Below are 24,831 nucleotides of genomic sequence, written 5' to 3'. Positions count from 1 at the left end.
AGAACGGAGGCAAAAAGCATGAATCCACAGCAATACCAGCCGGCTTCTGCAGACGGCCAAGAACAGCTTCAACCATTCCGCAGCTTCGTCGAATCGCTGCACGATCCGATCTACCGGCTTGCGTACCGGCTGCTCCAAGACCGCGAGCTTGCGGCGCAGGAGGTGGAGCGTACGTTCGTAGAGGTGTTTCGCAGACATGCGGAGGAAGGGTTTGGGCCAACGACCGGTTCTATGAGGACGGCTGTCTACCGCGTGCTTATTCACCGGTGCAAAATGGCGAAAGCTGCGGGCAAACGCAGGCTGAAGCCGCGCAAGCTCAGCCCCCGTACGATCCTCGAAGCCGTCGATGCGCTGCCGGATGAGGTAAGGCTAATCGTCTCGCTGAAATACGAATGTCAGCTATCCTATGAAGAGATAGGGGAAATACTGGAGATGTCCCCGGAGCGTGTAAAAAAAGGCGTTTGGCGCAGCAGGGAACGGCTAAGCGAATGGATGGAGGAGCCCCGCTCCCCTTTGAGCTTCGGGATAATTATGCATTAATCCAAGACCTTGGAACAGTGAAAGCTCCATACAGGTCTTGGATTTATTTTTTTCTGCGAGAGCTATTTCAGCCACGATAAACGTAGGAAGGCGGCGCTTCGACAGAGCCCCAAACTTCCGGACGGGCTTCGTTTACCTCGGCGACGGCGTCCGAGATCAAGCTGTGGTGAGGCGACTGACGGCATACCGGGTCCGTATGCCGGGAATCGCCAGTGAGCAGGTAGGCTTGGCAGCGGCAGCCTCCGAAGTCCTCGAAGCGGCGGTCGCAGCTGCGGCACGGCTCCGGCATCCAGTCCGTGCCGCGAAAGGCGTTCAGCGCGGCGGATTCGGACCAGATCGAAGCGAGGCTCCGGTCCCGCACCGAATCAAACGTGAGCGTCTCGATGCTCGAAGCGGCAGGGCAAGGCAGTACTTTGCCGCTCGGGGACACGGTGAGCGAGATCCGGCCCCAGCCACCCATACAAGGCTTCGGAAGCTCGGCGTAATAATCGGGGACGACCCAGATCAGCTCCATTTGCTTGCCGATCCGCTTCTTTAATTCGCCAAATGAGGCTTCGGCCGTCTTGAGCTGCTCCTTCGTCGGCATGAGTGTCTCCCGGTTGACCAGCGCCCAGCCGTAATACTGGGTATTGGCCAGCTCCAGCCGCGACGCCCCCCAGGAGAGGCAAAGTTCAACGATTGCCTCCAGCTCCCCGATATTGTGCCGATGCAGAACGACGTTCATATTTAAGGGAAGGCCTGCGGCCCGAATGAGGGCGGCGGCTTGCCGCTTTATGTCGAACGCTTTGAAGCCCGCAATATGATCGGATAGGCTAGGGGTCGCCGCTTGAAGGCTGAGCTGCAGGCTGTCGACCCCGGCCTCTGCTAACCGGTGGAGGCGCGCTTCGGTCAGCCCGACGCCGCTTGTGATCAGATTCACGAATAGGCCGAGCGAACGCGCCCGTTCGATGAGCAGCTCGGTGTCGGCCCGCAGCAGCGGTTCCCCACCTGTCAGGTGCAGTTGAACGACGCCCAGCCCGGCGGCTTCCTCCAGGACGTGCAGCCATACGTCGGTGGGCAGCTCGTTGTCCCGCTGCTCCAGCTCCTGCGGATTGGAGCAATACGGGCAGCGGAGGGGACAGCGGTGAGTCAGCTCGGCGGTCAATGCATACGGCAAGCTTAGATCCATCGTTCCACCCAGCCTTCCTCCGCGGCCTGCGTTAAAAACTCGGCAATTTCGTCCTGCAGACCGGTTTGCCCGTACCTCGCTTCCAGCTCGCGCGTCAGCTCCCCCACGGTTCGCTGCCCGTCGCACAGCCGCAAAATCGCTCCGGCGGTCTCATTCAATTGAACGACCCGCTCCGGCAGCAGCAGCAGCTCCTGCTTGCGCAGCGCGTCGTACTTCATGCGGGCAGGGGGACGAATGGCCGGCCGTTCCTGCAGCCCCCAGCTCATACGCGGCTCTCTCCGCCCATGTAAGCGAGCTGCAGCGCATCAAGGAGCGACCACAGCACGTCGCACTTGAACGAGAGCGCGGCGACCGACCGCTCCTGCTCGCGGCGGGTGCGGCATTCGCGCAGCACGAGCTCCAGCCCGTGATCGGAGTCGCGTGGCGCTTGGTGGAGCCGGGTGCGGAAATAGTCAAGCCCCTGCGGGCGTATCCACGGATACAACTCCTCGAAGACGACGATGCGCCGGGAGACGAGCGTCGGCGCGAACAGCTCCGTCAGAGAGGAAGCGACGGCTTCGGGCCACGGCTGCAGCCGGCAGAAGTTCACATAGGCATCGACGGCGAAACGGATGGCGGGCAGTACGAGCCGCTCGCTAAGCAGGTCCTCGCGGGAAATATCGACGGCTTCCCCGAGGCGAATCCACGCTTCGATGCCGCCTTCGTCCCCCTCGTGGCCGTCATGGTCGACGATGCGCTGCAGCCAGCGGCGCCGGTCCTCCCGGGTCGGCAGCTTGGCCAGGATGAGCGCGTCTTTGACCGGGATGTTTTGTTGATAGTAAAACCGGTTGGCGACCCAGGCCCGAAGCTGCTCCGGGCTGAGCTTTCCCTCGTGCATGCGGATGTGATATGGATGTTTGTCATGATACCGCTGCTCTCCGATCCGGCGCAGCCGCATCAAGAATTCGTCGTTCGACCATGGCTCACTCATCATCATACCTCCAGCTCCATGCCGTCGTATCCGATTTCGATGCCAAGCGCAAGCAGCGTATGGCATTCGGACGATGCGGGATTCAGTATCGGATTGGTGTTATTGATGTGCACGTAGATTTTACGCGCCGTGGTCAGGCGGGCAAGCCGGTGCAGGCTCCCGTCCGTTCCGTCGATCGGGACATGCCCCATGTCCCAAGCGGCCAGCTCCGAGACGCCCAGCCCCTTCAACTCGTCGGCCTGCCAGAAGGTGCCGTCCAGCAAAATGCAGTCCGCATCCGCCAGCTGCTGCTCCAGCTCGTCCGACCAGACTTCGACGCCTGGGGCGTAGACGACTTTGCCGCCGGTCAGTCGGTCCTCGAACCGGTAGCCGACGACCCAAGCCGGGGCTGAACTCCCTTCGTCTCCGCCCAAGCAACCGTAAGCATAGCGGGGGGCTTTCGAGCCGAGACAGAATGGGGTAACCTCCAGCCTGTCGCTGAACAGGGCAAAAGGAACGCCGGGCGTCATTGCCCGCCAGTGCGCGCCTGCGTACGGCTCCAGCATATGGCGGACGGGAAACGGCCCGGCTAGCGCTTGCATGACCGGACCGGTCGCAAAAATGTCCAGTTGCCCGCCCTCCCTTAAACTAAGCAGCCCGATCGTATGATCGAGCTCCGCATCGGTCAGCAGAACTCCCGCGATCGGCGTGCTGCGGAGCCCCGGTCCGGGGCGAAGGGAGGGCTGCAATTCGATCTGCTGGCGGATATCCGGCGTAGCGTTGATCAAGTACCACGCAGCTCCGTCGCTGCTGACGGCCACGCTGCTTTGCATCCGGGTAAGCGCCTGTCCGTCGCGGGCGCGTGCCAAGTGACAGTTGGGGCAAGCGCAGTTCCACTGCGGGAAGCCTCCTCCGGCCGCCGTCCCCATAATTTTGAGAAGCATCCGTCGTCCCCCTTATAGAAGGGATGCCGGACTTCTCCGGCAACCCGATTGTTATGCGCTGCAGCTTAAGGAGCCGCTTATTTCTGGCAGGCATAACCGGTCACTTCGGCACAGACGTCGATGATTTTAGCTTTTGGCTTGACCCACATCGTCGTTCCCTCCTTCCATACTCGAATTCCCGGTAAAGTACAATCCGGCTGCAAGCTGCCGCAGACGGCATGAAAACGGGCGCATCGGACCGGGGGCCATGTCCACAATGTATCCTATTCGAACGTCAGCGGTGATATGTATTTTTATGGAAAAATGACTCGGGTTTTGTTCAAAAGTATCCTCTCGAATCTTCAAAGGTTCAGTCGGGATGTCGGATCGTTTGACTTAACTTGTTTTTTAGCTTGGCGTTCCCTCGCCTCTTCGTTACGATAAAGGGATATCAAACCAAGACGAGAAGGAGATAGGGTTGAGATGATACAGCAGTTGGACATGACGCAGCCGGCCGTGGCCGAGCAAGTGCTTCGGGTGCAGCTTCCAGCCTACCGTGTCGAAGCGGAGTTGATCGGTTTCGACGGTATTCCCCAGCTCCGGGATACGGCTCAGACGTTGATGCAAGCGGAGGAAACGTTTTACGGCTATACTGCCGATGGGACGTTGGCGGGGGTCATTGCGGTCGAAAAGCAGGAGGACGTACTGCACATTACCCGGTTGGTCGTGCATCCGGATTATTTCCGCAGAGGCATCGGAAGAAGCTTGGTTCAGTACGCGCTGGAATCCGTACCGGGCATCCGCAAATTTGCGGTGAGCACGGGGGCCAAAAACGGATCGGCAATCTCGTTATACAAGCAGTTCGGATTTGCGGAAACCAAAGACGTCGAAGTCGCGCCCCAAGTGTTCATTACTATATTGGAAAAAGAAGTTAACTAAAGTCCGGCTTGCGTCCGGAAATTCCGAACCCCTTCACGACGAACTTGAATCCACTTATGAAAATAACATGAGGCAGAAAGGCGAGTGGAAAATTCCTAAGCATTGCTGACAAACTTTTGAGATGGAAAAATTAAATCGGCCCGCCGCAAATGATGCGAACAAGGGCCGATTTTCACATTGCAACACAAATTATCAATTGTCGAGCCAAATACCTATCCTTATTTGGGAAACGTTCATTATTGAAACCAGTCGGTTGCTACAATCCTATTCGGTATGGGCTTTGTAGTAGTTCCGCTTCCTAGTTTTGATTTAATACCAAGAAATTCTTTGTAAAGGTTAAATGTTATATAGTTATGCACCGCATACCCTTGGCAAATCCAAGTTTTATTATAAGGAATGTTGTCCTCTTGGAGCACAAGAGTTGCGGCAACCCCTGTTGAATCTGTGACGTTATATCCAACCGCTGCTGAAATTACGCTGTTATACTCGCCACCAAATGTTGCACTAAATTGATGGGCTACGCTGCTGTTTGCTTGTAGTTCCGCTTGGCTTTTACATCCAGAGGGCTTACTGCAAAAATACCTTGTTTCTACAATAGGAGTACTTCCATGTAATGTTCCTCGACCTGTTTCCTCAAAAACATACCCGTTGATTTGGAAATTCGGCGTTATTTGTCTATCTTCCCTATAATTGTAGGATTTGTCTTCTATAATTCTAATAGAATTTAATTTAGCATCAGGCGAAGGCTTTTTTAGATTGAATTTTTCAATGAGTTCCTTTTCGGTTTCAGGAGTCGACTTAATGGTCTGAACGACAACTGGCTTCTGAGTTTCCTCACTTTTTGCGCTTGCCGGAACTACTGCTAAACTAAAAGCAAAAGAAAGAGTTAACAGTAAGGCAGCAAATCTCTTTTTCAATAAAAACACTCCCTTACCATATTTTTCTTTCTATTTTATGGTATCATAGATCGGTATATATAAAAGCATTATAAAGAAAAATTTAGGAGGTTTTGATTTTTTGAGTAAATTTAGAATTTTTTGTATTATTCTAGCCGCTATTGGATTATATTTAGTGTTAATGAGTCCCGAGATGGCTAGCAGTCAAGCTAGCAGCTTTGTTCGAAGAATGGGAGGAGTTGCAGATAAAGAAGAAACTTTAAGGAGACTAGAAGTCTATGCCGCGTCTTATCGTTTGTTAGGTGGCATTTTTCTTGGAATTGGTTTATTTTATACTTTTTCCAAAGACCATAAATAAAATCTATGCTCAGCATAAATCTGTCCCCTTCTCTTATGAGAAAACCAAGCGCCGCGAACCCTATTGCCAGGATTCGTGGCGCTTGGTTTTACTCGGTTTTTCTTCTGTAACTTTCCGACGGATCACTGTGGGCTGCAGGAGATAATAAAACTTCAAACCCGAATATTAAGTTATTTCGTTTGAAAATGGCTGCTGCTACGGCGAAGAGCCGGGAACATTTTTTGCCCGGGCGGATTTACAAGAATTGAGCCTTGCCGAACGGATGGCGTTTCTGTAAGTATAGAGATGCAATAGCGGCCGGAGTCCCGCGCGTTCTGCTTGAACTGGGGGGACGTTTGGCCGAAAGCCGCTGGGAGGGACCGGAATGAAAACGAACATGGTGAAAATTTTGACGATCCTGGCATTAGTGATGCCCGGCTGGTTAGTCCCGATAGGAGGAGGGATCGGGATGGCCGCTACGGGAAGTTTGGTGTTGAACGGCGATTTTGAAACCGTTGTCACGGACAGCTCCGGGAAGTGGACGGGAGGGAAAGCGCCGTCCAATTGGACAGGCGGATTCAAGGTTGGCGGTGGCGCCTTCGCTGTGGACTCAACACAAGCGCACGGTGGTACGAAGGCCCTGAAGCTGTCCGGAAGCACGACATCGGACCGGGCTTCCGTTACGCAATCGCCGCTCGTCACACCGAACAAAAGCTATAAGCTGTCTTTGTGGATGAAGACGGACAACGTGAACGCCGGAAGCGGCGGCATGTATGTCCGGACGCAATATCTTAACTCCAGTACGAAAATCGGCGACGGCCCGCTTACGCCGAAATTAAAAGGAACCAACGATTGGCAGCCGTACGATCTGTATCTGTCGATTCCGTCGAACGTGAATAAAGTCGTGGTGGAGCCGATCTTCGATTTTGCTTCCGGCACCGCTTGGGTGGACGATGTGACGCTCACGGAGTGGACCGGGGCGACCGGTCTTGCCTTAGAGCCAACCGGCGTATCCGTCGAAGTGGGGAAAACCGCGCAGTTGACTCCAGTCGTTACGCCGAGCAGCGCGGCATCCGATGTGACGGTACTCTGGTCGTCATCCGACGCTTCGGTCGCTTCCGTATCGGCTGCGGGCTTGGTTACGGGTAGCAAGGTAGGTTCCGCTACCATTACCGCCCAGACCGATGACGGCCGTTTGTCGGCGCAATCGATCGTCAGCGTGGAAAGTGCCCAGATGATGCAGGCCTATGATGCAATCCGGCTGAAATGGATGGACAAGCTGACGGGCGGTACCGGCTATGACCCTGCGGATACCGACTACGCCTATTTTCTGGACAGTCTGGCTTCCTCTGTCAGCAATGCGGAGCAAACCGGATTTTGGAACAAGCTGAACACGGCGGCGGGGCGCACATATCTCTGGAGCGATCTGGCCAGCACGACCGTCTCCGCGCAGATGACATCGAATTTCTCCCGCCTAAGAACGATGGCGGTTGCTTATAAGACGCCTTACTCGACCTTGTACAACAATCCTGCGCTGAAAAAGGATCTTGTCGAGGCAATGGACTGGATGTACGCGAACCGGTACAACGAGAACAAAACGCCGTATGATAACTGGTGGGATTGGGAGATCGGGGCGGCTCAAACCATTAACGATATCCTGGTGCTGCTGTATGACGATCTGAGTCCGGCGCAGGTGGAGCAGTACATACGGGCGATCGACCAGTTTTGTCCGGACCCAATCTATTCCTCCGTTCTCGGGGTGAAAGGGAAGAAGCAGAACGGCGCGAACCTTTTGGACAAAGCGCTGGTCGTTACGCTTCGCGGCGTGATCGGCAAGAACGGCGCGAAAATCGTACAGGGCCGCGATGCGATCGGCAGCGAGTTCGTCTATACGACGAGCGGCGACGGGGTATACCGCGACGGTTCGCTCGTGCAGCACACGAACATCGCTTATACCGCAGGGTACGGCGGGGTGTGGCTGAAGGGCGCTGCGGATATGGGCTACATGCTGAACGGCTCGCCTTGGCCGATTACGGACCCGCGGACGAACAGCGTGTACGATTGGGTGTCGCAAAGCTTCGAGCCGATCATCTATAACGGGCTTGCACTCGATATGACGAACGGGCGGGGCATTTCCCGGCAAACCGCCGGTTCCGCAAGGGGTCTCATGATGACCATCCTGCGCATGTCCGACGGCGCACCGGCGGATAAAGCGGCTGCTTACCGCAGCATGGTTAAGGAATGGATTACGAAGGATCGAATCACGACGAATTATTATCAGGCGTCCTCGTCGATTTATGAAATTAAGCTGCTGAAAGGATTGTTGAACGATCCAAGCGTGCAGCCGCGGGGCGAGCTGGTGAAAAGCCAGATCATGGCGGGCATGGACAAAGTGTTTCATTTCCGTCCCGGCTACCTGTTCGGCGTCAGCCTCTTCTCCGACCGGATCTCCTCGTTCGAGAAGGGCAACGGCGAGAACCTGAAGGGCTGGTTTACGGGCGTTGGTATGACCTATTTGTACAATGACGATCAGACGCAGTACCGCAACGATTTTTGGCCGACGGTGGACTCGTTCCGGCTGCCGGGCACAACGACGGACGGTTCCGGCAAAACGCTGACGGCGACCGATTGGGCGAGCTATCCCAACACCCAAACGTGGGTGGGCGGCTCTACGCTGGACGGCCTGTACAGCGCGGTCGGTATGGACTTTACGCTCAAGAAGCTCATCGGAAGCGACCTGCAGGGCAAAAAATCATGGTTCCTGCTCGACGACGAAATCGTCGCGCTTGGCGCGGGTATCACCTCTACAGGCAGCAATCCCGTAGAGACCATTGCCGACAACCGGAAGCTCACGGACGGGAACGACAACATTCTGACGATCGACGGCGCTGTCGTGCCAAAGGAGACCACGGATCTCAATCGGACGGTCCAATGGGCGCATCTGACAGGCAACGTTCCTGGGACGGATATCGGATATTATTTCCCGAACGGAGCGAATGTGGCCGTGAAGCGGGAAGCGCGCACCGGAGCGTGGAAGGATATCAATACGGGGTTCAGCGCGACACCGATCACCCGCAATTACTTAAGTCTGGCATTCTCGCACGGCGTCAAGCCGGTGAACGCGGATTACGCTTACGTCCTGCTGCCGAATCGGAATGCGGCGGCAACCCAAAGCTACAGCGCGCAGCCGCCGGTGTCGATTCTCGCGAACAATGCTCAGGTGCAGGCGGTACGAAAGCCGTCGCTCGGGATCACGGCGGCGAATTTCTGGCAGGCCGGGACGATCGACTCGCTGACGGCGCGAAATCCGGTATCCGTGATGGTGAAGGAGCGGAATGGAGAAATCACGCTCTCCGTCTCCGATCCGACGCAGAAGCAATCGTCGGTTACCGTCGAGCTGAACCGCGGTTCGCTGGTGCCGGTAAGCCAGGACAGCACGGTGCAGGTCGTTCAGACGTCGCCTAAGCTGGTCGTACAGATCAACGTGGCCGGTTCGGCAGGGGCGACGCACACGATCAAGCTGCGCGACCCGCTCGTCCCGCATTGGGAGGGCGGCGCGCTGCGGGCCGCTGGCGTCTCGGAAACCGGCGTATCCCTCACCTGGACGGGAGCGGTGACGAGCACGGTAACCGATGCGACATACCGCATCTATCAGAACGGTGCCCCGATCGCCAGCGTCAGCGGCAGCACTTACGGGTATGACGTGCGCCAATTGGCGCCGGGCACGACTTATACGTTCGCCGTACAGGTGGCGGATGCGGGCGGACGCGTCAGCACAGACGGTCCGAGCGTCACGGTAACGACTTTGCGTACGGAGCGGCCGGATACGGCCGCTCCTACGTGGCCGTCGGGCAGTACTCTGACCGCGGCGGAACTGAACCGCGGCGAAGTCACGCTCACTTGGACGCCAGCCGCCGATGACAACGGCGTAGCCGGATACCGCGTCGGCTGGGGTGCCGGTCAATCGGCTACCGTGGCCGGCAGCGTGTATTCGACCGTGATCCGGGGCTTGGCCCCGAATACGGCGTATATGTTCCGCGTCGAGGCGGTGGACGGTGCGGGCAATTGGAGCGCCGGGGGACCTAGCGTGACAGTAACTACGGTGGGCACGGAGCCCGAGAAGCCGGGTCCCGGACCGGACCCGGGGCCGAAGCCTGAGCCCGGCCCAACGCCTGAGCCTGGTCCCGGCCCAAGCCCCGGACCATCGCCGAAGCCTGATTCGAGTTCCGATTCGGATTCCGGCTCGAACTCGGGCTCGTCAACGCCCGGGTCTTCACCGAGTTCCACTTCGCAGCCTGAAGCATCCGGCTCTGCTGCGACGGGATCGAACGATCCGTCGAAAAAGTCCGGGACAGTCGTCGTGAAGGAAGAGGAGCTGCGGCAGGCAGCGAATGGCAAAGTGACGCTGCGTATGGACGAATCGGCGTTGGAACTGGCGCTCCCGGCGCAAGCGGCCTCCTTGCTGCGGAACAATCCGCTAGAAGTGGAAATCGGCAAGGCGGCGCTCACGATTCCGTCCGCCGTGCTGGCACAAGTGAGCGGCAGCCTGCCTTCGGATACGGCGGACGCGCGGATTGTGCTGCGTCTGCGTTCAGCGGCAGAGCAAGCACTCGCGCCGAATGCGGCCAAGCCCGACCCGTCGTCGGAGCTGCGCTTGGCGGGGACGGTGTATGAGCTGCAAATCAGCGCGGTTGCGCCAAACAAACCGGTTTTCCGTCCGGAGAAGTTCACTGCGCCGGTCGTGCTCAAGCTGCCTTACGATGCCGCCCGGACAGCCGATCCGGACCGGCTGGGCATTTACGCCTATAACGAAACGTCGAAGACATGGGATTTTGTCGGGGCGAAGGTCGATAAAGCGACGGGTACGGTGTCGGCCGCCGTTACGGCTTGCTGCACGTTTGCCGTACTGGATTACGACAAATCGTTTGCGGATGTGCCGGAGGATCATTGGGCGTACCGCACGCTGAAGGTGATGGCGTCCAAGCATATCGTCAGCGGCGTGACGGAACGCGAATTCAACCCCCAAGGAGCGACGACGCGTGCGGAATTTGCCACCATGCTCGTTCGCGTCCTTGGACTGAAAGCAAGCCTGTCGGGGATGCCTTTCCACGATGTGGACCCGAAGGCGTGGTATGCGGACGCGATTGCGGCTGTCCATGAAGCGGGAGTCGTCGACGGGGTGACGGGCACGTCGTTTGTCCCGGGCGAACCGATCACCCGGGAGCAAATGGCCGTCATGCTAATGCGGGCTTACGCTTTCCAGGGCGGCAAAGCGGCAGCGCCGGATGCGCAGCGGCTTGCGGCCTACCGCGACGCCGGACAAATCTCCGCTTGGGCGAAGGATGCGGTGCGGCAGGCGGTTGAGCTCGGCTTCCTGCAGGGGCAGGCGGAAGACAGGCTTGCTCCGCAAGTTCACGCGGCACGCGCCGAAGTCGCTCAAGTGCTGCTGCACATGATCACGGCAACCGAGGTGCAGGGGAAGTAGCGCTTGCCGGACAGGACCATAGAAAGCCATCCATGCGGGCGCGCCGTGTCTTTTTGACCGGTGCGCCTGTGGTCTTGCCAAATGGCCGGGCGACGCATTAGACTAAAGTGGAGAAAGCGAGGGGGAGTTACACACCATGAAACGCACCTATTTCCGCATACGGAACCCGTTTGCTTCGTTTCGCAAGTCGATGCTGCGGCGCATGCTTGCCGTATCGCTTTTTGCCTCGATCTTCCCCGTCATCTTTGTCGGGTTCTCCAGCTATTGGTTTTCGTCGTCCGCGATCCGCGAGGAAGTGGACCAAGCTAACGCCCGCGTCTTGAACCACGCTTCGTACTCTATCGATACGGCGCTGCAGCGGGTCCGCAGCAATGCGCTCCAGATGCTGCTCGGGTCGTTTTTCAACGGCAACCTGACGGAGCAGAAATGGGCGAACTACGCCGGATTTTACTCCAATTTATTCCAAAATTTATCTTCTCTTCAAAATAGCAACGCCGAGATTAGCCGTATTGTCATGTATATTGCCGAAGACGATTATCTGGTGTCACCGGATCAAGGCGGACATAAGGTAGCCGGAGAGGAGGATCGCCGGCAGCTGCAAGGCCTGCTTGCTTCCCGTGAAGCGATGTACTGGAGCAACGATACGTTCCGGTTTATGGGGGATGCCCCCGGTGGACAGGTGGGCGTGACGCTCGTGTGTCAGGTACCTTTCCAAGCCTCGGAGCCGATCGGCCTGCTGCTTTTGCAGCTGAATCCGTCGTTCCTTCAGGAAAATATGACAAGATTTTCCGCTTACCCGGGCGAGCTTTCGTTCATCTTGAACGAGGAAGGCCGGGAGGTCGTCTCGTCGGCTGGGCATCCCGCTCCTCAGGGGTTGTATGAGCAGGTGGGAGAGCATCCCGGGCGCGCCTTCTCCTTCACTTGGGAAGGGCGCGATTATTTGGTGACCGCCCTCCATTCTTCGTTCAACGGCTGGACGTACCTCGATATGGTGCCTTTGCAGGAGCTGAACGCCAAATCCCGCGGCATCGCCGTCATCACCGTGGCTATCGTGCTGGTGTTTCTGCTGCTGGGCGCAGCGGCGACGGCTTGGAGCACGAAGCGGCTGTACCGGCCGATCGAGCATCTGGTTTCACTGGTGCGTGGGAACCGGGACGAGGAGCTGCTGGCCGACGAGATCGGCTACGTGCAGAGCCGGTGGGCGGAGCTGAACCAGGCGACAACCCGTCTGCAGACGCAGCTCAACCGGCAGCTGCCGGCCATCCGCGAGGCGTTCGCGCTGCAGTGGCTGCAGGGGCATTACGCGCATTATACGTCGGAGCAGCTTCCGGTTCTGTTCGAACGGTACGCCGTGCCTTATCAGCACATGCACGCTGTTTTTGCGCTTGCTTACGATCAGTCGCCGGACGGCAGCAGCCGCTTCCGGGAAAGCGACAAGGAATTGATCGTATTTACGATGAAAAATATTGCGCAGGACGTACTCGCGCAGCAGGGCGCAAGCGGCATGGTCGTGAACCTGCTGAACGATCAGATTGCCGTCTGGCTCTGGGAAGACACGGAGGACCCTGCGGCATGGTTTGCGCAGGTGCAGGAATTAGCCGCGGGGCTGCGTACCGTACTGGCCGACTACTTGAAGCTGCCGGTCACGGCGGGGCTTGGGGACGGGCCGGGGGCGCCGGGCGGCATGCCAAGGCTGTTCGCGCAGGCGGTGATGGCGATCCGCTCCCGGTTCTGGGCCGGGACCGGTCAAGTCATTCGCAGCGGGGACGGGGACGCCGGCGAAGCCAAGTCCTACCCGTACCCGTTCGAGATCGAAGCGGGGCTGGAGCAGGCGCTGCGCAACGGCGACGCCGCGGAAGCGGAGCTGCAGCTTGAGCAGTTCGCCGCCTATGCCCAGGAGACGCTGCGGGAGACGGAGCGGATTCGGACGGCCTATTACCAGCTCCTCACCGCCGCGCTTCGGGTTGTCTTCCTGCTCAATCTGTCGCTTAAGGAAAGCGCGGACGGGACCGGCGACGAAACTGACCTGTACGTGCAGATCAAGAACGTGCATTCGATCCAAGAGCTGAACGACTGGTTCCGGGAGCGGCTGATTCGTCCGATTGCCCGGAAGGTGCAGCAAAGGCATCATCAGGAATACGAGCGGACGTTCGAGACCGCGATCGCTTATATCGAGGCGAATCATCATATCGATCTGTCGCTGGATCAAGTCGCCGAGCGCTGCGGACTCAGCCCGCCTTATTTCAGCAAGCTGTTCAAGCGGATCATAGGCGTGTCGTTCATCGAATATTTGACGGCCTACCGCATCGACCGTGCCAAGACGCTGCTGCAGACCACCGGTCTGTCCGTCGCCGAGGTGGCGGAAAGCGTCGGCTACCAGCCGAAAAATTTCATCCGCGTATTCAAAAAACAAACCGGGCAAACGCCCGGTCAGTTCCGCGAGACGGGTTCGGCGTAAAGCCGGACCTGTTTTATTTTTGTTGAAAGGTTGTTTAAGCGTTACTCCTGCGGCAGTTTGGTTGAAAAGCCTTCGATCAATACGCTAAAGCCAAAAGAAAACTCCTTCTCCCAATCCGTATTCGTAATATGAGAGGCCAGGCGGATCGTATTGGGGAATTGCTCCTCCGGCAATTGGCGAAAAAACCGGCTGTACTGCTCGCCCATTGCTTCAAACGAAGCTTGATCTTCATCCCCTGCAAAAGCGTGAAGCCGGCTCTCTTCGGCGACGAATCCCAGCACATAGTTTTTCAGCATGGACGCGATCCACGGAATTTGAGGGTCGGCGAAGCCCGCCGAGACGAAGAGCTGATAGAGCTTTTCGATTTGCGTTAGACGCTGATAGCCCACCCCGATGGTAAGATTGAACAGCTCTACCGCATCCCGGTGCTGAAGAAGAACTTTCCTGAACTGAATTCCCCATTGCAAAACTTGCTCTTTCCATGGAAGCGACGCCTCCGGCCAAACCATTTCCCCGCTGATTTTATCCGAAAGCAATTGCATTAACTGTTCTTTATCTTTGAAATGATAGTATAAGGAGGCGGTTTTGACCTGCAGCTTGTCTGCGATTTTGCGCATGCTGAGTTCCTTCAGGCCGATCTCATCCAGCACCTGCAGCGCGGTTTGAAGAATACGAACACGGTCGAGCGGAACATGCGCAGCTTCTGCCTCCGGCCAACCCAGAATGGAGTCCGGGGGAGAGATCCTTTTCCTAGCCATGAGAATTCACCCTTTCCGTTGACAAGTATACCATATTAGATTATTCTAACACTATTAGATTAATCTAATATATTTAGATTGAAAGGTGATTCTGATGAATACCTGCGATAAGATACATATTCTGGACTGCAGAAAAGTCAAAGTTATAAAGGAGGCAACTTTATGAAATTCAACCACTTGAATCTTTGTGTCAACGATCTATCCGAAGCAACGGATTTCTTCCAGCGCTTATTCGGCTTTCAATTGCTCGACCAGAAAGGCGACGCTCTCGCCGTGATGAGCGATGGAGAGGGCTTCACCTTGGTTTTGAGCCGTTTTGGTGAAGAAACCGTAACTTACCCGAAGGATTTCCACATCGGATTTTATGTTGAAACGATGGCCGAGGTAGATGAGTTCCATGCCAAGCTTGCTACCGCCAATATTCCTACGGAGCACGGCCCCAGAAAAATGAGAGGCGGCTACACCTTGTATTTTACGGCTCTGGGCGGCGTGCTGTTTGAAGTCACGTCTTTCTTTCGCGAATCTGAATGACGAATAGCAAAAGCCGCCCTGTATCGAATGCACTTCGATCCGGGGCGGCACTTTTATCGCCTATTGTTATTTAATAAATTGCACGTCGTAGCCTTTTTGCTTCAATTGATCGAGAACCATATCTTTCACCGCATAGTGCGCCGCACCGATGACGACGAAATAGGTCGCTTTACCGTCTTTCTCCAGCAATTCCGCCAGTTTTTTCGTCATGTTCTTGTCCCGTTCCCCGAGCAGCCTTTGAGTCATCCCGCTTTGGGTAGACTGCTGTGAAGCGGAGAAGGATTGGCTGAAGCCGTCCAAGTCTCCCTTGGCCCACAGCTGCTGCCACTGCTTGAACTGTGCAGCCATATCCGGAGCATTGGCGTCAGGCGTTAACAGCTGGTCCAGCACCGCGTTCAATTCATTTTCCTGTTCTTGCGGAGAAGCGCTGCTCAGTACATCGCCTTGCAGCTTGAACCCTTCCAGCTCTTGAACCGGTTTTCCGGTCAGCTTGGCGCTGGACAGGAAGTGCATATCGACACCCAAAGTGGTCGCTTGAGCCAACTCCTCTGGAGATTTCATGAGCGCCGTAAGGGACAGGTTGGAGGTGATTACCCAAGGCTTAAGCTGATCGAAGGCTTGTTTCGGCAGCTTCAATTGGTCGGTCACGCGATCCAGCTTCTCGTACGTTTCTTTGGATACGTGATCCTTCAGCGTCGTGCCGTCGTTATAGCTCGTCAGACCGGTAAAATACTCCAATCCGGCCGTGTCGTCCGGCATGAGATTTACTTCGACCAGGAGCGCGTCGGACGATTGGAAGGCATCCTTGACCTCTTTCCGCAGCGGATACATCTCCGGAATCCCCAGGTGAATCGATCCGAACAAATACATCGTATTGTTGCCCTTCGTTACTTTCCAGAAAAGCCCTTTGGCCCCGCCGTCGGCGGTTTCGTAGGCATATTCGATGACCCGGCTGGCCAGCACGGCCGCCTGCTCGACGGTGCACGGTTGATCCAGCTCCAGACCGCTGCCCGTTCCTTGAACAATGCCTTTCTTCTGCAAATATGCAATCGGCGCAGCGTCCTTATCCATCTCGAAGGCTGCCGGCAGCTCGTACTGCTTTAACAAACCGAACAAAGCTTGGAGAACCGTGTCTCTAGTGATCGTTGCGGTTCCCGATGGCAGCGTGAACTCGCCCTTTTTGCTTAATCCCAGCGCATCCAGCTTCACTCCGGCCGCTTGAACTAACGATTGAAATCTATCATGAGCGATCGGTTTTTGAAAGGTTCCGTCATAGTACCAAGACAGCGGGAAAATACCGTATTTTTCCCCTTCGTTCAGTACGCCCATCGACCATGGACTGATTTGAGGCGCAGTCTGCGGCGCTTCGTTTGCCAGTGCGGGTACGACGGTTCCGAGCATTGTGGTGACGGCGAGCAAGCCCCCGGCCAGGCCGCGTTTCCACTTGTTCCATGTTCCAGATTTCATGCGATGTTGCCTCCTAGATGTATGTAGTAGAATCATAGATGAAAGCAGTACTGATTATAGACCTTTCAGCTGGGAAACTCAACCATGGGGAGGAAAATGCGGACTGCGGTCATGCTCATTTTTTGTATTGCCGGCGAAGATAAGAAGTGGGCATGACGTGCGTAAATCGTGCATCGGCGCGTCTTTTCGGCTTCTAGCGCGAGGGGCGATGCTCCTTTTTTGCCCGATTACCGTTCCAAGAATTGCGCCTTGCCGCCACCTCCGCTTCGCTGTACGATGCAGACATATTCGATCGAAGACGGATTGATCTGACTACGCAGGAGGTGGAAGCATGGGTTCATCCGAAACGGAAGCGGTTCGCGGTACGAACGTTCCGACCGGCTTGCGGAAGAACGGAGCCGGGCCGAAGACAAACGGCTTCATCAAGGAATGGGCGGTCGCTTTGCGAAGAGACAAAGGCTTATACTTGCTCGCGGCGCCGGGATTGCTGTTTTTTCTCGTATTCAAATATTTCCCGATCTGGGGATTGGCTCTGGCTTTCAAGGATTATTCGCCTTGGAGCGGCTTCTGGGGCAGCGAATGGGTAGGGTTCAAATATTTCCAAGAGTTTTTCTCGAACCCCGACTTCTGGATTTTGTTCCGCAACACGATGGGGATCAGCTTCATGAACATCTTATTTTTCTTCCCGATGCCGATCGTGCTGGCGCTGCTGCTGAATGAAGTGCGCATGCTGTTCTTTAAGAAATTCGTGCAAACGGTTATTTACTTGCCTCACTTTTTGTCTTGGGTCGTCATTGTGGGCATCTGCTTCCTGCTGCTCAGCCAAGGCACCGGCGCAGTCAACCAATTGATTACGGAATCCGGGGGCAAATCGATTGCTTTCTTGACGAATCCGGACGGCTTCTGGCTCATGCTGACCGCGCAGAGCATCTGGAAGGAAGCGGGCTGGGGGACGATTATTTTCCTTGCGGCGCTTACAGCGATTAACCAGGAGCTATACGAAGCGGCCCAGATCGACGGGGCGAACCGCTGGAAGCAGATGCTGAACATTACGCTGCCAGGCATCCGCAGCACGATCATCGTACTGTTCATTCTGCGGCTCGGACAAGTGCTGGAGGTCGGCTTCGAGCAAATTTACCTGATGGCAAGCGCTCCGGTATCCAGCGTAGCTGACGTGTTCGACACCTACGTCTACCGCGTAGGCATCCTGAACGGCCGGTTCGGCTATGCAACCGTTGTCGGCGTCTTTAAATCCGTCGTCGGCCTTATCCTCGTCGTTGCGGCCAACCGTCTCGCGAAGCGTTTCGGAGAGGAGGGGCTCTACTAACATGAAAGCATCGGCCTCTTACCGTTTTTTTCAAGCGGCGAATTACATGCTGTTGACCGTCATCTCGCTGCTGACGCTGCTGCCGTTTCTGTATGTGGTGATCATCTCGTTCACCGACGCGAACGAGTATGTGACGAAGTCGGTCGTTATTTTTCCGGAAAAATGGAGTCTTGACTCGTACCGTTACATTTTGTCGACGGGAACGTTCATCCGGTCGATGGGAATCAGCGCGGTGCTGGCCGTCGTCGGTACCCTGCTCAGTCTTGTCGTAACCAGCTCCCTCTCGTATGTGCTGTCGCGCAAACGGCTCAAGGGCAAGCAGTTTTTTCTCGTGGCGATTTTGCTCACGATGCTGTTTCAGCCGGGGATGATTCCGAACTATATGCTTGTGGACAGCTTGGGCCTTACCAATACGATCTGGGCGCTCATTCTGCCGGTGCTGACCGGGGCCTGGTACGTGTTCTTAATGAAGAACTTTTATCAGGACGTGCCCGCCGAATTGGAGGAGGCCGCCAACATCGACGGCTGCTCGGACATCGGCGTCTTCTTCCGGGTCATGCTGCCGCTGTCGCTGCCGGCGCTGGCCGCTTTCGGACTGTTTTTTGCGGTGGCGTACTGGAATACGTATTTCAGCGCGGTGCTGTACATTAACGACGACTCGCTGCGGCCGATGCAGGTGCTGCTTCAACTGCTGCTGATTCAGGCGTCCACGCAGGTGGCCGATCCGAGCGTTGCTGCCATGATCCAAAGCGAACAGACCGTGCCGCCCGATGTTATCAAAATGGCTGCCGTCGTCATCTCCTCGCTGCCGATCGTTGTGATTTATCCGTTTTTGCAGAAGTATTTTGTCAAGGGTATGATGGTGGGCTCGGTCAAAGGCTGATGCATTCTAGTCTGACCGTGTCCGGCCGTTCGCCGATAAAAAGAACATTCGCCTCGCATCCGGAAACATACTTAAGGGAGGTCATCTTGAATGAAAACGATGAAAACAATCACAGCGGGCGCCGTATCGGTTGCCCTGGTCGCTTCGCTCGCCGCCTGCGGCGGGAAGCCGTCCGACGCTCCGGCAGCTCAAGGGGACGGCAAATCTGGCAAGCCGATGGATATCACCGTCACGACGATCGCGTTCAGCGCGGCGCCGACCGGCGAGCTGGAAGGGCTCAAGAAGATCGGCGAGAAATTTAACGTCAATCTGAAAATCAATTACATCCCGGCTAACAACATCACGGAAAAGCTGAACGTGCTGCTGGCATCGAGCGACATTACCGACGTGATGTTCGTGGAGGACTTCAACACGACGCCGAGCTTCCTGAATGCGATCGACAAAGGCGCGTTCTGGGAACTGACGCCGTTTATCAAAAATTACCCGAACTTATCCAAATATCCGCAAAACGTTTTTGATAACGCCTCCATTAAAGGCAAGCTGTATTCGCTGCCGAGGGTGCGTCCGCTGGATGGCTCCGAGGCGCTCGTGCTGCGCAAAGACTGGCTCGACAAGCTCGGCATGCAGCCGCCGAAGACAATGGATGAGCTGTATAACGTGCTTACGGCCTTCGCGAAGAACGACCCGGACGGCAACGGCAAAGCCGATACGTACGGATTGGCGCTCTTCGGTTCGCCGGGCCCGGCCGGTTATCTGATCAGTATGTTCGGCGCGGGAACGGGCTGGCAGAAAGGAGCGGACGGCAGCATCACCCCGAACTGGATGACGCCGCAGGCGAAAGAGGCGATGCAGTTCTGGAACAAAACGTTCCAATCCGGAGGCATCATGCCGGATCTGCCGGTCATGAAGAGCCAGCAGGTGCGCGACATGCTCGTTCAAGGAAAAGCCGGTGCGGCGATCACGAACGTCTCCGACGCCTATAAATTCAATCAAGACTTGAAAAAAGCGAACCCGAACGCCAACTTGGTGGCCTATGAGATTCCGAAAGCTGCGGACGGCAAAGCGCATTACGAGCAGGCTATAGGCTACTACGGCCAATTCCTCGTCAGCAAGAAAGTAAGCGAAGAGAAGCTGAAGCGCATTCTGGAAGTGTACGACTATACCGCTACCGAGGAAGGCTACAATCTGGGAACGTACGGCATCAAAGATACGGACTTCACCATCGGCGCGGAGGGTGCGGTCACGCAAACGGAAGATGGCAAGAAGAAAGGCTATTCGGGCGACTCTACGGGCCAATGGGTAACCGGCTATTACAACAAGTATTTGCGCGCCAGCGCGCCGGGCATGCCGTCCGACATTCTCGAATACAATAAAAAGCTGGTTGATACGATCGCGGGACAATCCGAGCCGAATCCGGAGTTCGGGCTGCCGAAATCGGCGCCGTTCAAGGAAAAGGGAGCTGACTGGAACAAAAAGATCAACGATATGATGATCAACGTCATTATCGGCAAATCGACGATCGACGATTGGGATAAATTCGTCAAGACGATGAAAGACGACCCGGGCTATCAAAGCCACATCAAGGAAATGAACGACAGCTTTAAAGCCAAGGGTCAGAAGTAATCCGCAGAGGAACGAACAACGCCATCAAGCCCGCCTGTACTTCCAACGGAGTGCAGAGCGGGCTTGGCTGCGAGGTTGCCCAAAAATTTTGAAGAAGCGGAAGGAGATTACGGCATGATGAAGCATGAGCCACAGTTAGCCGTACCGACGGAGCAGCAGCTCCGTTGGCAGGATATGGAGCTTGGGATGTTTTGCCATTTTGGCATCAATACGTTTTGCGATCAGGAATGGGGCGACGGTTCGGACTCGCCCGAGCGGTTCCGTCCGACAGCGCTGGACGCCGTCCAGTGGGTAAGGACCGCGAAGCAGGCCGGGTTCCGCTATTTTATATTGACGGCGAAGCACCATGACGGCTTCTGCCTGTGGCCGACCCGGACAACCGACTATTCGGTGAAGTCGAGCCCGTGGCTTGACGGAAAAGGCGATGTCGTGCGCGCTTGTGCGGAGGCCTGCCGAAGCGAGGGGCTCGGATTCGGCATTTATGTATCGCCGTGGGACCGGAATGCGGCCAGCTATCGGGATCGCGCCGCTTACGACGACTTCTACGCCGAGCAGCTGACCGAGCTGCTGACGCAGTACGGGCCGCTCGTCGAGGTGTGGTTCGACGGAGCCGGGTCCGAAGGGCGGGAGTACGATTGGCCGCGCATCATCGCACTCGTCAAACGGCATCAGCCAGACGCGATGATTTTCAACATGGGGGCCCCGACGATCCGGTGGGTCGGGAACGAGGACGGCGTCGCGCCGTATCCGTGCTGGAACACGGCCGAGACGGCCCGAGTCAGCATGTTCACCGAGACGGCCGTGAACTGGCTGCCGGAGACGCCGGCTTGGCTGCCAGCCGAGTGCGACGTGCCGATCCGCAGGAATCACTGGTTCTGGCATCCGGACGACGAAGCCCGCCTGCTGAGCCTGGAGGAGCTCATGGACGTGTATTACCGCTCGGTTGGGCATGGAGCGACGCTGCTGCTGAATGTATCTCCGGATCGGCGAGGGCTGCTGCCGGAGGCGGACGTGGAGCGCGTACTGGCGTTCGGGGAGGAAATCCGCCGCCGTTTTGGCAAATCGCTTGCCGAAGTGCAGGGTATAGAAGGCATAGCGGAATTGGTGCTGGACGAGCCTATGGAGCTGGATCATGCGGTGCTTATGGAAGACATCCGGTATGGCGAGCACATTCGGGAATATTCGCTGGAAGCGATGCTGGACGGACGGTGGATTGAGCTCGTAAGAGGCAGCGCGGTCGGCCATAAGAAGATCGACCGGTTTGCTCCGGTCCGTACGGACCGGATTCGTCTGAACGTGTTGGACAGCGCCGCCGTGCCGAAAATCCGCTCAATGTCCGTTTATTGCGTTTCCGGAGAGGAACGGAATATGTAGATGTCATCGGCCTCAGCCGGTTCTTTCTGTTATAATGTTCGTAAAAGGCAACGGAGGGGCTGTTGACGAACGATGGCAGCTCCCCGTAAGGACGTGGCGGGAGGGCGGAGCATCTGAGAACGGATCGTTTGTTGGCGATCACCGTGCTGCTGCTGAATCGAAAAAGGCTTAGCGCCAAAGCATTGGCCGACCGGTTTGAGGTATCCACCAAGACGATTTACCGCGATATCGAGGCGCTAAGTCTGGCGGGCATTCCGATCGTCACGCATCAGGGGACGACCGGCGGTTTTGAGATAATGGAGCAGTTTACGATCAGTCGTCAATTTCTGGCTCTGGACGAGCTGTTGTCCATGCTGGCTGCTGTCCAAGGCATACGTACGGCGTTCGACGATCAGTCGATTTCCAATCTTTTGGAAAAAGTAAAAACGATGCTGCAGCCGACGGAGCGGGAGCTGCTGGAGCAGGGCGGAGCGCCGCTGACATTCGACTTCAATCCGTGGGGGCAGAGCGCGTCGGCAAGGGCGAGGGTTCAGGCGCTAAGAACTGCGATCGGGGAGCGTCGTACGGTTACGTTTCGCTACACGAATCTGGAGGGAACGGGAACCGAACGGACTGTGGAGCCGATCGGCCTGATCTTGAAAGGCTACCTGTGGTACTTGCATGCCTACTGCACGCTGCGGGGCGAATTTCGCGTGTTCCGGTTGTCCCGGGTTCAGGAGCTACGCGTGACGGAGGAGCGTTTCGAGCCGCGTCCGGCGCCGGCCCTGGACTCGTATTCCTGGCAGCCGGAATGGTCGGAGTCCGGCGCCTCCGAGGTGGTGCTGACCTTTCGGCCGGAAGTCCGCGACCGGGTGGAGGATACGTTTCCGACGGAGCAGGCGGAGCGGCTGCCGGACGGTTCGATTCGTATCCGCGGCAGCTATCCGGCGAACGAGTGGTTTTACGGCTGGATGCTCAGCTTTGGGGACAAGGTGATAATCGACGAGCCGGCGTTTATGGCGAGGGAGCTCAGGGAGCGAGCGAAAAAGATTATCGCGCAGTACGCGGAACTATGACAGGGTGCTGTCCAATTTTGCATCGTATACTAAGAATGAAAGTTACAGAACATCACGATGACCGATGGCAACTATACGATGAAAAGAGGACGAACCTATGGAAACCAGCTTTGCTTCCAAACCCGCAATGAACCTTGTCGGCGTGAGCGCCCGAACGACGAATCAGCGCGAAACCGGCCCGGACGGGGCGATTCCGCGGCTGTGGAACGATTTTTTCGCTGCGAACTTGTCCCGGATCGACGGGCTAAGCGAGCCGCATTTGACCTACGTGTTGTACACAAATTATGAGAGCGACGTGAACGGTGCTTACACGGTGTTGATCGGGCATGCGTGGGCGAAGGAGGCGGCGCCGGAAGGATTGGCCGTAGAGGCGGTTCCGGAGGCGCGGTACGTCGTGTTCAAAAGTGAGCGGGGCCCCGTGGCTCGCGTCGTGACCGAGGCGTGGCAGCGCATCTGGGCATGGTTCGAGACGTCTTCGTACGAGCGCGCTTATACGGGCGACTTCGAAGTATACGATGCGCGCGGCTTCGATCCTGGCGATGCCGAGGTCGAGATTTATGTGGCGGTGCGCGAGGCCTGATCCGGCTGGAATGTCAATAGAGGTGTACGAGGGGGTGGGGCATCTACTTCCGGTCGCTCTTGTCTGCAGGAAATCTATATTTGAAGCCGCTTAGTAGCGGATATTTCCAGCAGACAAAGGCGAACGCTCACGCTCCTCCAGCAGATACCCCACCTCCGTATGTATCTCTATTTTCTTTAAAAACCTCTTTCTCAACACTCTAGGGGACCGTGTGACGGTTCCCTTTTTTTAGTCCTTTTACGGTTAACTTACCTCGTTTTCTTCTTCCATTTTTTATAATTGAAAATGAAATTATTTTTTTCCGTATGTACGCGATACTGGTGCAAGTTGGCCTTGACCGTTCGCGATCCGTCCGTTCCAACTTTAATTTTCAGCGACTTGACGCCGGACTCGACCGGAATGACCAGGTATCCGTTGTGGGATTTGTCCATTTCAAAGGCTTGCTCCGAGCCGTTCGGGAACACAGCTGTAAAGACGGCATTCACGTTTGAACTGATCACGACCCGATAAATCGAACCGTCTACACTAGGTTTCAGATCCTCTTTTCCGTCCCCGGATGTAAAGAAGAAGCTGCCCTCTTTCGAGGTTTCAACAGAAAAATAATCCATAACGTCATTCGACTTGTTCCTTATGCCTGGTGGATCGTTTTGGGGCTGGTAGGCGTAAGCCGCTGTCGATCCGGCCAAAAAGAGGCACAAGACCAAGGGTAAAAGTTTTTTCATTTGTTTTTCCGCTCCTTCTCTATACGATGGAAACTCTTTTTGCACAAAGCCTCAGTAAACCGCAGGCAGCGACGAAACCTATTCATAGAAGCTCCCGTATAAATTGCATGAACAACCTGATTCTACCATTTCAGATCGTTCTTTCACAAATCCCCTTGTTGACATTCGGAAAACATTCGCCCGGTACAATAAAGGGGACAAGCAGGAGAAGGACGGACGGTGAAACGATGAAAAGAAAAGGGATGCTGCTCCTTCTGATCGCGCTGGTATCCTTGGTGCTGTATTCCAAGCTCCCGGCTCGTCCCGGGACGGCGGCGAAGATTGGGGCTCAGGCGCCCGCTTTTACACTCCCGGCGCTGGACGGACAAACGTATACGTCGGAGCAATTTCGCGGCAAGCCGCTGATCATTAATTTCTGGGCATCGTGGTGCGAGCCGTGCAAAGCGGAGGCTCCGGCGCTGGTCCGGCTGTATGAGCGGTATCAGGACCAAGTTGAGTTGGTGGCGGTCAACATTACGGCCAAGGACCAGATCGAATCCGTCCGGGCGTTCGTCTCGGAGCATGGTCTGCCGTTTCCGGTGCTGCTCGATGAACGGGCGGAGACGGCTCAGGCGTACCGTATCGTGCCGATTCCGACAACGTATCTGGTGGACCGCAGCGGCATGATCGCGGATAAAATTACTGGTGCTGCCGACTACGCCACGTTTGAGAAAAAAATAACGGCGCTGCTGCAGCGTTAAAACGAAACGACGAATCGCCCTCTTTCAGCCTTTTCCGAGCTGAAGAGAGGGCGACTCGTCGTTTTTTACAAACTTG

General features: G+C 56.3%; 21 protein-coding genes. 13 read left to right on the top strand and 8 right to left on the bottom strand.

The window, feature by feature from the left end:
• Positions 1-18: 18 nt before the first annotated feature.
• Positions 19-540 carry an RNA polymerase sigma factor gene (locus ET33_RS36545; RefSeq protein ID WP_051775494.1) on the top strand — a complete coding sequence of 174 codons (522 nt, stop codon included), beginning with the start codon at positions 19-21 and terminating at the stop codon, positions 538-540.
• A 67-nt stretch (positions 541-607) separates the two neighbouring features.
• Here ET33_RS36545 and pqqE read toward each other — a convergent pair whose 3' ends face one another.
• Genes pqqE through pqqB form a run of 4 tightly spaced genes read right to left on the bottom strand, consistent with a single transcriptional unit; the run spans position 608 to position 3,601 of the window.
• The gene (gene pqqE, locus ET33_RS21460; protein ID WP_036686444.1) at positions 608-1,708 is read right to left on the bottom strand and encodes a pyrroloquinoline quinone biosynthesis protein PqqE; all 1,101 of its coding nucleotides are present in this window, start codon (positions 1,706-1,708) and stop codon (positions 608-610) included.
• The gene (gene pqqD / locus ET33_RS21455; RefSeq protein WP_051775493.1) at positions 1,699-1,974 is read right to left on the bottom strand and encodes a pyrroloquinoline quinone biosynthesis peptide chaperone PqqD; all 276 of its coding nucleotides are present in this window, start codon (positions 1,972-1,974) and stop codon (positions 1,699-1,701) included. Before pqqD ends, pqqE begins: the two co-directional genes overlap by 10 nt.
• Complete coding sequence (pqqC, locus tag ET33_RS21450; RefSeq protein WP_036686442.1) at positions 1,971-2,678, bottom strand: pyrroloquinoline-quinone synthase PqqC; 708 nt, start codon at positions 2,676-2,678, stop codon at positions 1,971-1,973. Before pqqC ends, pqqD begins: the two co-directional genes overlap by 4 nt.
• A gap of 2 nt (positions 2,679-2,680) precedes the next feature.
• Complete coding sequence (gene pqqB, locus ET33_RS21445; protein ID WP_036686440.1) at positions 2,681-3,601, bottom strand: pyrroloquinoline quinone biosynthesis protein PqqB; 921 nt, start codon at positions 3,599-3,601, stop codon at positions 2,681-2,683.
• A 462-nt stretch (positions 3,602-4,063) separates the two neighbouring features.
• Here pqqB and ET33_RS21440 point away from each other — a divergent pair, with 462 nt between their 5' ends.
• A complete protein-coding gene (locus ET33_RS21440; protein ID WP_036686438.1) occupies positions 4,064-4,519 on the top strand; it encodes a GNAT family N-acetyltransferase in 456 nt (151 codons plus the stop codon).
• Between the two features lie 236 nt (positions 4,520-4,755).
• Here the strand turns inward: ET33_RS21440 and ET33_RS21435 are convergent, their stop codons facing one another.
• Positions 4,756-5,436: a hypothetical protein gene (locus tag ET33_RS21435; RefSeq protein WP_036686436.1), complete on the bottom strand. Its 681-nt coding sequence runs from the start codon at positions 5,434-5,436 to the stop codon at positions 4,756-4,758.
• A gap of 100 nt (positions 5,437-5,536) precedes the next feature.
• Between ET33_RS21435 and ET33_RS38530 the strand changes: the two genes are divergently transcribed.
• The 3 genes from ET33_RS38530 to ET33_RS21425 all read left to right on the top strand — a co-directional run bounded on the left by ET33_RS38530 (position 5,537) and on the right by ET33_RS21425 (position 13,695).
• Positions 5,537-5,773, top strand: a complete 237-nt coding sequence (locus tag ET33_RS38530; RefSeq protein ID WP_088830317.1) for a hypothetical protein — start codon at positions 5,537-5,539, stop codon at positions 5,771-5,773.
• 364 nt (positions 5,774-6,137) lie between these two features.
• Positions 6,138-11,237: a polysaccharide lyase family 8 super-sandwich domain-containing protein gene (locus tag ET33_RS36540; RefSeq protein ID WP_051775492.1), complete on the top strand. Its 5,100-nt coding sequence runs from the start codon at positions 6,138-6,140 to the stop codon at positions 11,235-11,237.
• Between the two features lie 136 nt (positions 11,238-11,373).
• Positions 11,374-13,695, top strand: a complete 2,322-nt coding sequence (locus ET33_RS21425; protein ID WP_036686435.1) for an AraC family transcriptional regulator — start codon at positions 11,374-11,376, stop codon at positions 13,693-13,695.
• A 41-nt stretch (positions 13,696-13,736) separates the two neighbouring features.
• Here the strand turns inward: ET33_RS21425 and ET33_RS21420 are convergent, their stop codons facing one another.
• On the bottom strand, positions 13,737-14,453 hold the full coding sequence (locus ET33_RS21420; RefSeq protein ID WP_036686433.1) for a TetR/AcrR family transcriptional regulator C-terminal domain-containing protein: 717 nt from the start codon (positions 14,451-14,453) through the stop codon (positions 13,737-13,739).
• A gap of 162 nt (positions 14,454-14,615) precedes the next feature.
• On the opposite strand from ET33_RS21420, the gene ET33_RS21415 reads away from it, so the two are divergent.
• A complete protein-coding gene (locus ET33_RS21415) occupies positions 14,616-14,984 on the top strand; it encodes a VOC family protein (protein ID WP_036686431.1) in 369 nt (122 codons plus the stop codon).
• 66 nt (positions 14,985-15,050) lie between these two features.
• Here the strand turns inward: ET33_RS21415 and ET33_RS21410 are convergent, their stop codons facing one another.
• Positions 15,051-16,451 (bottom strand): TraB/GumN family protein, encoded by a 1,401-nt coding sequence (locus ET33_RS21410; RefSeq protein ID WP_036686428.1) that lies wholly within the window; start codon positions 16,449-16,451, stop codon positions 15,051-15,053.
• A gap of 331 nt (positions 16,452-16,782) precedes the next feature.
• Here ET33_RS21410 and ET33_RS21405 point away from each other — a divergent pair, with 331 nt between their 5' ends.
• The 6 genes from ET33_RS21405 to ET33_RS21380 all read left to right on the top strand — a co-directional run bounded on the left by ET33_RS21405 (position 16,783) and on the right by ET33_RS21380 (position 23,293).
• Positions 16,783-17,778, top strand: a complete 996-nt coding sequence (locus ET33_RS21405; protein WP_036686426.1) for an ABC transporter permease — start codon at positions 16,783-16,785, stop codon at positions 17,776-17,778.
• Position 17,779: 1 nt separating this feature from the next.
• Complete coding sequence (locus ET33_RS21400) at positions 17,780-18,661, top strand: carbohydrate ABC transporter permease (RefSeq protein ID WP_036686424.1); 882 nt, start codon at positions 17,780-17,782, stop codon at positions 18,659-18,661.
• A gap of 90 nt (positions 18,662-18,751) precedes the next feature.
• Entirely contained in the window at positions 18,752-20,284 is a 1,533-nt protein-coding gene (locus ET33_RS21395) for a type 2 periplasmic-binding domain-containing protein (RefSeq protein ID WP_036686423.1), read from the top strand.
• 114 nt (positions 20,285-20,398) lie between these two features.
• Positions 20,399-21,658, top strand: a complete 1,260-nt coding sequence (locus ET33_RS21390; protein WP_051775507.1) for an alpha-L-fucosidase — start codon at positions 20,399-20,401, stop codon at positions 21,656-21,658.
• A gap of 128 nt (positions 21,659-21,786) precedes the next feature.
• Entirely contained in the window at positions 21,787-22,713 is a 927-nt protein-coding gene (locus tag ET33_RS21385) for a helix-turn-helix transcriptional regulator (protein WP_235206778.1), read from the top strand.
• A gap of 97 nt (positions 22,714-22,810) precedes the next feature.
• A complete protein-coding gene (locus ET33_RS21380; RefSeq protein WP_036686419.1) occupies positions 22,811-23,293 on the top strand; it encodes a GyrI-like domain-containing protein in 483 nt (160 codons plus the stop codon).
• 248 nt (positions 23,294-23,541) lie between these two features.
• Here the strand turns inward: ET33_RS21380 and ET33_RS21375 are convergent, their stop codons facing one another.
• The gene (locus ET33_RS21375) at positions 23,542-24,015 is read right to left on the bottom strand and encodes a hypothetical protein (protein ID WP_036686417.1); all 474 of its coding nucleotides are present in this window, start codon (positions 24,013-24,015) and stop codon (positions 23,542-23,544) included.
• Positions 24,016-24,242: 227 nt separating this feature from the next.
• Here ET33_RS21375 and ET33_RS21370 point away from each other — a divergent pair, with 227 nt between their 5' ends.
• Positions 24,243-24,755, top strand: a complete 513-nt coding sequence (locus ET33_RS21370; protein WP_036686414.1) for a TlpA family protein disulfide reductase — start codon at positions 24,243-24,245, stop codon at positions 24,753-24,755.
• Positions 24,756-24,831 lie beyond the last annotated feature (76 nt).

Origin of the sequence: Paenibacillus tyrphae (assembly GCF_000722545.1) — a bacterium.
In the GTDB taxonomy this organism is placed as follows: domain Bacteria; phylum Bacillota; class Bacilli; order Paenibacillales; family NBRC-103111; genus Paenibacillus_G; species Paenibacillus_G tyrfis.
Note: the sequence above shows the minus strand (reverse complement) of the source record. Positions and strands in the feature narration are given on the sequence as shown.

Excerpts from the sequence above, each read along its gene's own strand:
- pqqD (WP_051775493.1), bottom strand. The coding sequence starts at position 1,974 with ATGAGCTGGGGGCTGCAGGAACGGCCGGCCATTCGTCCCCCTGCCCGC.
- ET33_RS21395 (WP_036686423.1), top strand. The coding sequence starts at position 18,752 with ATGAAAACGATGAAAACAATCACAGCGGGCGCCGTATCGGTTGCCCTG.
- ET33_RS21390 (WP_051775507.1), top strand. The coding sequence starts at position 20,399 with ATGATGAAGCATGAGCCACAGTTAGCCGTACCGACGGAGCAGCAGCTC.
- ET33_RS21375 (WP_036686417.1), bottom strand. The coding sequence starts at position 24,015 with ATGAAAAAACTTTTACCCTTGGTCTTGTGCCTCTTTTTGGCCGGATCG.
- ET33_RS21380 (WP_036686419.1), top strand. The coding sequence starts at position 22,811 with ATGGAAACCAGCTTTGCTTCCAAACCCGCAATGAACCTTGTCGGCGTG.
- pqqE (WP_036686444.1), bottom strand. The coding sequence starts at position 1,708 with ATGGATCTAAGCTTGCCGTATGCATTGACCGCCGAGCTGACTCACCGC.
- ET33_RS36545 (WP_051775494.1), top strand. The coding sequence starts at position 19 with ATGAATCCACAGCAATACCAGCCGGCTTCTGCAGACGGCCAAGAACAG.
- ET33_RS21410 (WP_036686428.1), bottom strand. The coding sequence starts at position 16,451 with ATGAAATCTGGAACATGGAACAAGTGGAAACGCGGCCTGGCCGGGGGC.
- ET33_RS36540 (WP_051775492.1), top strand. The coding sequence starts at position 6,138 with ATGAAAACGAACATGGTGAAAATTTTGACGATCCTGGCATTAGTGATG.
- ET33_RS21405 (WP_036686426.1), top strand. The coding sequence starts at position 16,783 with ATGGGTTCATCCGAAACGGAAGCGGTTCGCGGTACGAACGTTCCGACC.
- ET33_RS21420 (WP_036686433.1), bottom strand. The coding sequence starts at position 14,453 with ATGGCTAGGAAAAGGATCTCTCCCCCGGACTCCATTCTGGGTTGGCCG.
- pqqB (WP_036686440.1), bottom strand. The coding sequence starts at position 3,601 with ATGCTTCTCAAAATTATGGGGACGGCGGCCGGAGGAGGCTTCCCGCAG.
- ET33_RS21440 (WP_036686438.1), top strand. The coding sequence starts at position 4,064 with ATGATACAGCAGTTGGACATGACGCAGCCGGCCGTGGCCGAGCAAGTG.
- ET33_RS21400 (WP_036686424.1), top strand. The coding sequence starts at position 17,780 with ATGAAAGCATCGGCCTCTTACCGTTTTTTTCAAGCGGCGAATTACATG.
- pqqC (WP_036686442.1), bottom strand. The coding sequence starts at position 2,678 with ATGAGTGAGCCATGGTCGAACGACGAATTCTTGATGCGGCTGCGCCGG.
- ET33_RS21425 (WP_036686435.1), top strand. The coding sequence starts at position 11,374 with ATGAAACGCACCTATTTCCGCATACGGAACCCGTTTGCTTCGTTTCGC.
- ET33_RS21415 (WP_036686431.1), top strand. The coding sequence starts at position 14,616 with ATGAAATTCAACCACTTGAATCTTTGTGTCAACGATCTATCCGAAGCA.
- ET33_RS21370 (WP_036686414.1), top strand. The coding sequence starts at position 24,243 with ATGAAAAGAAAAGGGATGCTGCTCCTTCTGATCGCGCTGGTATCCTTG.